We start from the raw sequence: 11,529 nt of genomic DNA on the forward strand, positions 1-11,529 counted from the left end.
AGCAAAATGAAAGAAGCAGTGAACTCGATTTGAGAAACTACAATCTATATTTTCAGACTGAAGCAAGTATTGAGCAACACATGAGAAAAAGCGGGCTAAAAAGATGCTTGAATCGTTTCAGAGCATCTTTTTTAGCTCGCTTAGCTTTGAATTTTTTTGTGTAATGTGTAATTTAAAAAGGCGACATATAGTATAGGAAGAAGTACTGTAATCATAACAATCCCCTGCCATTTAAAATGCAGCCAGATTGGACTGAGCAAAGTACTTCCTGAGGCAACGCCAATATAATAAGATACGAGATATAAGCTTGAGGCAATCCCCTTTTGATGGATAGCTGTCCGGCTAACTGTTGCAGAAGTTAAGGCATGAGCGGTAAAAAAGCCTAAGCATGCAATACAGAGCCCAACAATAATCATACTCAGGGAGGAACTGAGCGTTAATAAAATCCCACATACTAATAAAAGCACCCCAAATGTTCGAATCGTATTGATCCCGACTCTACCTGCAAGGGAATTAGCAATTGGAGAACCAACGATTCCTAAGCCATATGTTAAAAAAATAAAGGAAATCGTTTTTAACGATAATAAGAATGGCGATTCAGCTAAATAGTATGGGATAAAAGACCACATCCCTGTAAAAGATAGCTGCAGAATGATCCCAAGTCCAAAAAGAATAAGTAAATTTGGATTTTTTAAATGGAGCCAAAAACCATGTAAATCCTTTTGAATAGTACGTTGATGGACTGAAAAATTTCTTGATTTTGGAAGGGTAAGCCACACTAGAATAAAAATAACGCCACCCAAAAGTGCTAAAGAAAAAAATGCGATCTCCCAAGATTTATATTCTGTCAGATAACCCATCATTAGTCTTCCAATCGTCCCACCTAGGGCATTACATGATATATATAGTGCTGTCGCAAAACCCATTGATTGCTGATTAATTTCTTCACTTATATAGGCAAGTGCAGCTGCAGGCACACCAGCAATCGCAAAGCCTTGGATAAAACGTAAAAGAATAATCATAGAAAAAGAATCCGTTAAAGGCATTAAGAGAAAAGGGACAATCGTTAGAATGATGGAAAATCGGATAAATGGTACTCGCCCATAGCGATCAGACAAAAATCCTAAAACGATTAACCCGATAATCACGGATAGAGTGGTTACAGACATGGTCAGACTTGCAGTGGAAACAGAAATTTGAAATTGCTCTGTAAAGAAGGGGAGCAGGGGTTGTACCGAGTACATCGCTGCGAATACAAACACCGAAGCTCCTCCCAAGCTAATCACGATTGTCCAAAATTGGCGGTCTTTAATCGAATATCTCTTTGTACATGCTTCCATAGAGATGCCCTATTTCATTTGCTCTGGTAACCAAAGTGATAATTGTGGCAGTAAAACCACTAATCCTAAGAAAATAATCATTAAAACGATAAATGGAATGACCCCTTTGACAACTTCTCCAAGCTTTTCTTTAGCAATTCCACTTACGACAAAGAGATTAAGTCCCACTGGCGGTGTAATCATACCAAGCTCCATGTTAATCGTCATAATAATGGCAAAGTGAATCAGGTTAATATCGAAATGTGCTAGAATTGGTAATAGAATTGGTAAAGTAATTAGAATAATGGATACAGCCTCTAAGAACATTCCCATAACAAAGAATAGAATATTAACAATTATCATGAATATCCATTTGTTCATATCACTTTCGGCAATCCATGCACCAACCTGCTGTGGTACTTGTGCATTTGTTAAATATAATCCAAATAATGAAGCGGCACCGATAATTAAGAAAATCATGGCTGTAATATTAACGGATTCTACTAATACCTCACGGAAATCCTTTAGCTTCATTTCACGGTAGATGAACAGGGATACGATAAGACCATAGAAAACGGCAATAACAGCTGATTCAGTTGGAGTTACGACCCCTGAATAGATTGTTCCTAAAATTAAGAATGGTAAAAATGCACCCCAAATTGCTTTTAAAGATTTACGACCACGCTCATTCCAAGAAGCAGGTGCATCTCCTTTAAAACCATTGCGTTTTGCATAAACGATGGCTGCCACAATTAATATTCCTGTTAATGCTAGACCTGGAATAACACCAGCCATAAATAATTCACCAATAGATTGCTCTGAGGTAATACCATAAATGATTAGCGGTACACTTGGTGGAATTAAAATACCTAATGTACCACCAGCGGCAACAAGACCCATAGAATAGCGCTTTTTATAGCCTGCAGAAATCATCGCAGGAATCATGATAGAACCGATTGCAGCAGCCGTTGCAGGTGAAGAGCCTGAAATCGCTGCGAAAATAGCACAGGCGATGATTGTTACAACAGCAAGACCACCTGGAAGATGACCAATCCATGCACGTAAAGCTTCAATAAGATATTTTGAAATCCCACCTCGTGCCATAAGTACCCCTGCAAGGACGAAGCCTGGAATTGCCATCATCGGGAAAGAGTCCAGTGCAGTAAATATACGCTGAGGAATCATATTCATATTAAAATCAATTTGGAAGAACACAAGAATTGTCGATAGTGCTAAACTAATCGCGACTGGTACTCGTAGGAATAGTAATAAAAAGAAACTAAGTAAGAGGATTAGCATATTCTTCGTCCTTTCCTCGTAGAATATTGATTAATCTTTCTACGAATCTTAGTAAAAATAAAACGCCTGAAATCGGTAAAACTAAGTATACAACCCACATTGGTATCCCAATATCAAGTGATACCATGCCTGATGTATAACGATTTTCTACTAAAACAAAGCCGTAATACGTATAAATCAAACAAAAAGCAATACTTAATCCAGTTGCCACTATATCCAGTACACGTTTCATAGAAGGCTTTAATTTATCATATAAAATATCTACTTGAATATGTTGATTATGGCGCAGGGCTAAGCCAAATCCTAAAAATGTACCCCAGATAATTGAATAACGTGCTAATTCCTCTACCCATGCTTGCGGTTCATTGAATATGTAGCGCATAATTACGCCATAAAAAATAAGAACTACACCTGCTACGAAAAAGATTCCAGCTAGGATTTCTTCTAAGTAGCCCCAGACTTTATGTAAGGCTTTCATTCAATTGCCTCCTTCATGTGAATTTGAAAAGGGAATCATCATTTAAGTACAAACGGGTGCTTACTCTCTCACTATAGTAATGTTGCTGCTTGTAGTGAGCGTCTTAGCACCCGTTCGTCCAGATTTCATGTAAGTGATTTACTAAAATTTGATTCAGTTTACCTACAAGGCTCATCTATCCTATGAACCTTGTAGCTTATCCATGGAAATGAGCAAATTCTTACGTTAAACTATTTAATTCCCCGAATAGAAAGGTTTTTTATTAACCCAAAGTTATGTTATTTTAGATCACGAATACCATTAATTAATTCTTCTGTGATAACTTCACCAAACTCTTCATATACTGGTTCAAGTTTTGCTTTAATAGCTTCTTTTTGCTCAGCCGTTAACTCAAGAACTTCAATACCAGAGTTTTTGATATTCTCAAATGATTTTGCGTTTTCATCAGCAGCTAAATCCCAAGCTAGCTTCGTTGCTTCATCTAAAGATGCTTCCACTGCTGTTAATAAATCGGTAGGGATTTTATCCCAGAATGACTTATTGACAAAGATTGCATAGTCAAGACGTCCATGTTCAGATACTGAGAAATATTTTTGTACTTCTTGATATTTTTGTGTATCAAAGTTGTTGAAAGTATTTTCTTGTCCATCAACTGTTCCTTGTTGTAGGGCAGCGTATGTTTCACCAAATGCAATTGTTGCAGAGCCAGCATTTAACGCTTTAAATTGTGCTTCTAATACTTTTCCTGCTTGTGCACGGAACTTTAAGCCTTTAAAATCTTCTACTTTTTCAAGTGGATGCTTGTTATTTGAGAAATGTTTAAAGCCATTTTCCCAGAATACTAAACCTTTAATATCATTTGCTGCTAATTGATTCGATTCAAGAATTGTTTTAGCTACGTCAGAAGTAAAGAATTTACGTACGTGCTCTTCATTCTCAAATAGATATGGCATATCAACATATTGCCAACGTGGGTCGATTTTAACCATTTTTGTCACAGAAGGAGCAATCATATGAACATTACCAGAAACTAGTGCGTCTAGTTCATCATTATCCCCGTATAATTGAGAAGAAGGGTAAACTTCAACTTTTACTTTACCTTCAGTTTTTTCGTCTACTAATTTTGCAAAAGCATCAGCAGCTTTTCCTTTTACACTATCGATTGATGTAACATGTGAGAATTTAATAACAAGCGGTTTGTCTTTTGTATATCCGCCATCACCCTCAGCCGCTGGCGCAGATGTTTCTTTTTTGTCGCCACCACAAGCTGCAAGTGCTAGAACTAACACAGCCATAAGTGACATGAAAAGCCATTTTTTCATTACATATCCCCCTAAATGTTATGATTATAGTTAAAAGGTTAACCTTTTTAACCCATGCTAGTGATGTGATTGATTTTTAGGAAGTGCTTGGATATATCTTTTCCCATAGTTTTCTGCATAATAGCGATAAACAGGCTCAAATGCAGATTCCCATTCTTCCTTCTCTTCATCCGATAAATTGTAAATTTTGATGCAATCACATGCTTTCATTTCTTCAAGTCTCTCTGCTGTTAATTTTTCTGCAAGCTGCCATTCCCATTCTTGTACTTCCTCTAGTGTTTCTATGAGCAGAGTTTGCACATCTTCAGGCAGGGAATTCCAAAATTCATGATTCATCAGCAGTAAATAACCAAGATAGCCATGGTTACTAATCGTTAAGTAGTCTTGTAGTGAATGTAGATTTTTGCTTGTAATGTTTGTCAGTGTATTTTCCTGACCATCGACATTGCCTCTTTGCAGTTGATGAAAAACAGTATTGAAGTCAATGCGTTTTGGATAGGCTCCAACAATGGAAAATTGTTCAGCTAATATATCACTTGGCATAATCCTCATACGCAAGCCATTCAAATCCTGAACAGCTTCTATAGGTCGAATACTATTGCTAAGCTGCTTAAATCCACTATCCCAAACACCCATGGAAAATAGATTATGGGCATTTAACTTTGTCATTAACGATTGACCAACATCACTGTTGACATATGTATGCACTTCATCTGCATTTTTAAATGCATAAGGTAAATCCATAACTGACCACTCTGGCACAAGCGTTGTAATTTTGGAAATAGCAGGTGCAATCATTTGAATATCGCCACGTAATAAGGCATTCATTTCTTCACCATCTTTATAAAGAACCCCATTTGGAAACACTTGAATTTCGACGTGACCATTACTACGTTCTTTGATTAGCTCTGCAAATTTTACCGCTGCCATTCCTTTTGGTGTATTTTCACCAACTACGTGTGAAAATCGAATAACGATTTGTTCCTCATGACTCAACTGCTCATTGTCGGTAGGGTAAACGTCTTCCTGACATGAAACTAACAGAATTGTTATGAAAATGAGAACGCTAACAAAACTGCGTGCAAAACGATTACTCCACATACAAATTCACCCCTAATCTCTATAAGATGTGAACGATTTTCATTGTAAATCATTTCAATAAATACTCAATATTATGGTTTTAATGGACATTTTGGTATTTATGGTATATAACAATTTATTATTTTAATCAATTCGCCTTGGCGTAATTGCGTCCGGATTTTGAATTGTGAAGGCACAATTCATTCCTTTGAAAATCTGTGACATCCGCCAGAGGCTTTATCTTCATTCAGTAGGTGTTTGGACACCCACTGAAAAGGACCTACATCGTATTCATCTCACCACTTGTAAAGGTGGGAGTCTTCTGCTAAATGAAGATAAACTGTTACAAAACAGATGTCCAGATAGATAAAAGTAAATGCTTATTAAAAATCTGTAATAGAAAAAGAATCTGCCTTATTCCTTGAAAAAGGGAACAGAATATATTTCAACCTTAAGCAGGGACTGAAATATACTCGAGGAAAGAGCAGATTCTTGTTATTTAGTTAATGAATTGAATCCTATTCTACTTAATGGAATAGTATTTCGTTGGACGACCAACTGTCCCATATTGTAATTCAATCGAGACAGTTCCCTTCGTAGCTAAGAAATCCAAATATTTACGGACGGTTACTCTGGCCATTCCGACATTTTGAGCTAGTTGTTCTGAGGTAATAGCTGCTCGGTGTGTTGTTAGATAATCAAGAATCTGTTGCATTGTTATCGTGTTTAGTCCCTTAGGAAGCTCCATTGTTTCATGCTGTAATCCAAGCCATTTGTCGATGTCCTCTTGATTAAATGCCTGTGAACTTTGTAACTTTTTTGTAGAGCTTTTATATTGCTGCAATGCTTTTTCAAAGCGTTCAAAACGAAATGGCTTAATAAGATAGTCGATGGCTCCCAGTCGAAGGGCCTCCTGTACTGTAGGTGCATCTCTTGCAGCAGTAATCATAATAATATCCGAGGGGATACGTTCTGCACGAAGCTTTAAGAATAATTCCATGCCTGTCATATCTGGTAAAAACATATCTAGTAAAATTAGATTAGGTCTCTTTCTGATAATTTTGTCATAGGCATCACGTCCATTGACTGATTCACCCACGAGCTGAAAACCATTCAATTTATTTAAAAAACCTTTATTTACTTCAAGTACCATTGGATCGTCTTCTACGATAAACACTGAAAGATTACTCATTGCTCTTCAGTCACCCCTACTTCTATTGTAATGATTGTTCCAACATTCACGGTTGATTCTACTTGAATAATTCCATTGTTTGACTCCACAATTTGTTTCACAAGGGCAAGTCCAATACCATGACCATCCTTTTGTTTTGTACTAAAGCCATAATCAAAAATACGATTTGGCAGACCAGTAATCCCCTTACCACTATCCTGTACTTCAATGAATAAATGATGTTTATGACCAATCAATGTAATATGAACATCTTTATGAGCACATTCAAAGCATGCCTCCATCGCATTGTCCAATAGGTTACCTATAATCGTCACCATGTCTCCACTGGAAAATCCACTCATAAAATCAATGAGCTTTGAATCCTCATCAATTGTCAGCTCCACACCAAGCTCTTTCGCACGTGAATATTTACCAAGTAATAATCCTTGAATGGAATAATCATGAATTTTGTCATGCAAGCTTTGGATTATTTCTTCCTCATCTGTTATTTCATCAATAATCAAGCTTAAGGCATCGTCATCTCGCTCCAATTGTATTAATCCTGCAATACTATGTAAGCGATTCATATATTCGTGTTGCTGGGCACGTAATGAATCCACGAGTATTTTTATGCCAGTTAATTCTTCAGCTAACATATTGGCTTCTTTTCGGTCGGTCAGCATAATGAGGTAGCCAGCATTTTGTTCCATGATACGAATAGGAAAGGTGCGTACTAAGTACATTTGCTCAAACATCAATAGAGGTCTATATACTTCATGCTGTTGCAGCGTATCCTCTGCGAGCCAGGTGCCTTTAAACAAAGCTTTTCTAGAAATTTTCTGTCCGAAGAAATGTGTATATTGCCTTGCTAAACGATTAATAAAGGTCACATTACCGCTTTCATCAGTTGCTAAAATGCCGATGTCCATCGCTTGGATAATACCAGAGCGTTCTTCTACTAAACGGGCTATTTCGTATGGCTCCAAATTAAAGGTTTGTCGTTTTAAATGATTGGCAACCCAAACGGACCCGCCTAAGCCGATTATTAATCCCCAAAAAAGAGACATAAGGATATCAAATTGATATTCATCTACGAGGTTATACCATTTTGGTGCAAGTAACCCGACAGTAATAACACCAACTTGCTTTGTACCTTCTTCATTCATAATAGGTACAAATGCTCTTATGGAATATCCTAAAACACCTCGTGCCTTCGATATATACTCATGCTGAGAAAAGGCCTCTATTTCGTCTCCGCCCTCAAAGACTGTACCTAGCTTACTTTCAGAGGGGTGTGAGTAACGAATGCGATTCATATCAATAATCACAATATAATCTACATCCGTTGTTAAGCGAATACGCTCTGCAATTGGTTGAATAATTTCAAAACCAGCAGGCTTGCCCACATTATTTTGAACATCTGTAAGCTGTGACACAGTTCTTGCGATAGCGATAGCTCGTGCCCCAAATTCTTTTTCAAAAGCACCTCCAAGATTATGAATCATGATGGCTCCGCTTGTGGCAATCGAAAAAATAACAATTATGAACGAAAAAATAAACATTTTGAGTCGTAAAGAAATATTTTTCATAGGAATGTGAAAGGAATAGGAATACTCCTTTAATGAATTCAGCACCTCTTTAAATAAGATAATTGTAAGATAAAGAATCTTAGATTAACTAACAATTCTTGTAAAAAAATGATAAGGGTACACATGAGAACCAAACTAGGAATTTCATTCTATTATAAATTAACATAAATAAATAGTTTGTTGTAATACAATATTAGTTGAAAAGTACTGTTTTCATTTGTGTACTATAACAAATTTACGGATATACTTAAACGCAATGGTTTCTTATAGCTTTTATTGCATCATTTGGCTAAGGAAAAACCAGGAGAATCATCTGCTTTCTAAAGAAAAACATATATTTGAATAATAAAAATGAATAAGAAAAGATTATTCAAAATGGAATATGCAAAACATGTATTACATTTATTTGGATATTAAACCTGTAAAAGGTGAAAGTAATTGGTAGTTTTCTTTTTTTCTTTCACTTTGTGTAGAAAAATTTTGTTTATTTTAGTTTTAAAATTCTCTTTCGTTCTTAATATTTCTCTATGATAAAAATTTGATAATGTTGTTATTCGGGAGAAATGTAGTCATTATTCTAATCGGAAAAAGTATAATATAAACCTTTAGAATGTGAAAATATGCACAATTAAAATTATCTTTAAATAGTTTTTGGGTGTGAAGATAATAGAGTAGAAAAATATTATTATCTAAAATATGTTGTGGTTTTTCTTTAATAAACGCAGTTTCACTTAGAGGCTGTAAGATTTGTGGTGGAGACATAAGAAGGGGAAAAATAAAATACTTTTTGGAGAAATAATATTTTTTAGAAAAACATCTTGCATTTGAATAATTCTAAGTGGTAAATTGTTTTACATGGACGTTCATAGAATTTTCACAGGTAGCAAAAGAGGGGAGAAATGAGAATTTATGAATAAAAATAGATGGTTAATTGCATTATCTGCAATCGCTATTCACCTTTCAATCGGTGGAGCTTATGCATACAGTGTATACAAGCTACCGATTGTCACAGAGATGGGATGGAGTGAAACAAAGGTAACGGTTGCCTTTACGATTATGATGGGGCTCGCTGGTTTTTCAGCCGCATTATTTGGTAGTTTAGTAGAAAAATTGGGACCACGTAAATCTGCGATGGTAGCAGCTGTTCTATTTGGGGCAGGACAAGCTGGTGCTGGTGTAGCAATTTCAATGGATTCTGTAACATTGTATTGGTTAACATATGGTGTGCTTAGTGGATTAGGTATGGGGATTGGCTATATTGCTCCTGTATCAACATTAGTAAAATGGTTCCCAGACCGTCGAGGCTTGGCTACAGGTATGGCTGTACTTGGATTTGGATCTGGAGCACTAATTACAGCGCCAGTAGCGGCTAACTTAATGGAGGCTGTTGGAATTTCTACAACATACTTTATTTTAGGGGCAAGTTATTTCACGTTAATGATTTTAGGGGCTTCATATATCGCACCGCCTGCACCTGGTTATATGCCAGCGAACATGAAGGCTGCTGCAAATAGTGGTAAAGAAGTAGTGAAAAAAGATTTAGCAGTTATGTCTGCTCGTGAAGCTGTTAAAACAAAGCATTTCTGGATGCTGTGGTCAATGCATTTAGTAAATGTAACAGCAGGGATTATGATGATTTCTGTCGCTTCTCCAATGGCCCAAGAAATTGTGGGATTATCAGTTGCAGGAGCTGCGGCAATGGTAGGTATTATGGGGTTATTTAACGGTGGAGGTCGTTTAATTTGGGCGGCTGTGTCTGACTATATTGGTCGTTCAAACGTCTTTGTTATTTTCTTTACGGCACAATTAATTACATTTATTGTGTTACCACATACGACGAACGTGATACTTTTCCAAGCACTTATTTTCTTAGTTGTTAGTTGCTATGGTGGTGGCTTCTCGAATTTACCTGCATTTGCAAGTGATTTATTTGGTACAAAGCAACTGGGCGTTATTCATGGTTATTTATTAACGACTTGGTCATTAGGCGGTATTTTTGGTCCGTTATTGGTAAGCACAATTAAAAATGCTTATGGAAGTTACATTCCGGTATTCTATGTATTTGCTGGGCTAATCGCAGCATCATTAATTATCTCGTTAACGCTACGTGCAGATGTACGTAAACGAACAGCTTTAAAAGCAGCATCACAAAATGTTGGAGACGTCTCCGCTACACAATAAACGGTTACTTTCAATTCGCACTTGAAGGTACTAGGTCTTGGCCATATAAGTATCATTTCGCACATGATGCTCGTATGGTCTTTTTTTGTAGCGATTGTTATATAACAATAGATTAATCTTTGTTTAATGTATAACAGAGGTTGTCTGATGTCAATAACATTATGGGAAATAAAGTGATTTTGCTACCAAAAGAGCAATTTCGTAACGAAAAGTAAATAGCAACTGTAAAGTCATGAGAACGTTCATGCTATTGTTGAAATTTTGAATCTTTTCTTCAACTAAAGCGTATATAAGGTAATAAGGAGGGATTAAAGATGGGGAAATTTTCTTTACATGAGTTTATCAATAAAACACAGCAGGATGATAATGAAAACGATTATTTTGAGCTAGAAACGGAGCGTGTACTTGAGATCAACTTAAACGGAGAGGTTTGGTCAAAAATGGGCGCGATGATTTCTTACATAGGCGACATTAAGTTTGAGCGAGAGCGTGTGTTGGAGCATGGATTAGGAAAAATGTTTAAAAAGGCGCTAACTGGAGAAGGTACACAGCTAATGAAGGCAAAGGGGACAGGGCGACTTTATTTAGCTGACCAAGGGAAAAAGGTTACGATTTTTGATTTGAAAAATGAAAGCATTTGCGTCAATGGCAATGATTTGCTGGCATTTGAGCCAAGCATTGATTGGGATATTCATTTAATGCGTAAAATGGCTGGCATCATGTCAGGAGGATTGTTTAATGTAACTTTAAAAGGAACAGGTAAGGTAGCTATTACCACACATTTTGAGCCTCTAACGCTATTAGTACGTCCAGGTGAAACGGTGTATACTGATCCTCATGCCACAGTTGCATGGTCAGGGAATTTAGCACCTGAGTTTAAAACAGATATCAGCTTCCGTACAATTATCGGCCGAGGCAGCGGCGAATCCATTCAAATGGCATTTTCAGGTGAAGGCTTTGTTATCATTCAGCCATTTGAGGAAGTTTATATGTCTAGCGAAAGTTAAAAAAACGAGGCTGGGACAAAACCCTTCTCTAAACTAAAAAGCCGGTGAAATTTTACGATCAGTAAAATTTCACCGGCTTTGAA

9 protein-coding genes are annotated in these 11,529 nt (G+C 36.7%); 2 read left to right on the forward strand and 7 right to left on the reverse strand.

What is annotated here, in order from left to right; translation table 11 throughout:
• Positions 1-140 precede the first annotated feature (140 nt).
• The 7 genes from AC1RNS_RS25110 to AC1RNS_RS25140 form a co-directional block, all read right to left on the reverse strand.
• Positions 141-1,340, reverse strand: a complete 1,200-nt coding sequence (locus AC1RNS_RS25110) for an MFS transporter (protein ID WP_492996560.1) — start codon at positions 1,338-1,340, stop codon at positions 141-143.
• A gap of 9 nt (positions 1,341-1,349) precedes the next feature.
• Positions 1,350-2,618: a TRAP transporter large permease gene (locus AC1RNS_RS25115; protein ID WP_492996561.1), complete on the reverse strand. Its 1,269-nt coding sequence runs from the start codon at positions 2,616-2,618 to the stop codon at positions 1,350-1,352.
• The gene (locus AC1RNS_RS25120) at positions 2,599-3,096 is read right to left on the reverse strand and encodes a TRAP transporter small permease (protein ID WP_492996562.1); all 498 of its coding nucleotides are present in this window, start codon (positions 3,094-3,096) and stop codon (positions 2,599-2,601) included. The genes AC1RNS_RS25115 and AC1RNS_RS25120 overlap by 20 nt, the downstream gene beginning before the upstream one ends.
• Positions 3,097-3,374: 278 nt before the next feature.
• On the reverse strand, positions 3,375-4,418 hold the full coding sequence (locus tag AC1RNS_RS25125; RefSeq protein ID WP_492996563.1) for a DctP family TRAP transporter solute-binding subunit: 1,044 nt from the start codon (positions 4,416-4,418) through the stop codon (positions 3,375-3,377).
• A gap of 57 nt (positions 4,419-4,475) precedes the next feature.
• Positions 4,476-5,519, reverse strand: coding sequence for a DctP family TRAP transporter solute-binding subunit (locus AC1RNS_RS25130; RefSeq protein ID WP_492996564.1), 1,044 nt, complete (start codon positions 5,517-5,519; stop codon positions 4,476-4,478).
• 502 nt (positions 5,520-6,021) lie between these two features.
• The gene (locus tag AC1RNS_RS25135; RefSeq protein ID WP_492996565.1) at positions 6,022-6,690 is read right to left on the reverse strand and encodes a response regulator; all 669 of its coding nucleotides are present in this window, start codon (positions 6,688-6,690) and stop codon (positions 6,022-6,024) included.
• On the reverse strand, positions 6,687-8,174 hold the full coding sequence (locus AC1RNS_RS25140; protein WP_492996566.1) for an ATP-binding protein: 1,488 nt from the start codon (positions 8,172-8,174) through the stop codon (positions 6,687-6,689). Before AC1RNS_RS25140 ends, AC1RNS_RS25135 begins: the two co-directional genes overlap by 4 nt.
• A 993-nt stretch (positions 8,175-9,167) precedes the next feature.
• Between AC1RNS_RS25140 and AC1RNS_RS25145 the strand changes: the two genes are divergently transcribed.
• Positions 9,168-10,439: an L-lactate MFS transporter gene (locus tag AC1RNS_RS25145; protein ID WP_492996567.1), complete on the forward strand. Its 1,272-nt coding sequence runs from the start codon at positions 9,168-9,170 to the stop codon at positions 10,437-10,439.
• Between the two features lie 314 nt (positions 10,440-10,753).
• Complete coding sequence (locus AC1RNS_RS25150) at positions 10,754-11,446, forward strand: AIM24 family protein (RefSeq protein WP_492996568.1); 693 nt, start codon at positions 10,754-10,756, stop codon at positions 11,444-11,446.
• Positions 11,447-11,529 lie beyond the last annotated feature (83 nt).

Source organism: Lysinibacillus sp. GW821-FHT14F06, assembly GCF_058803665.1.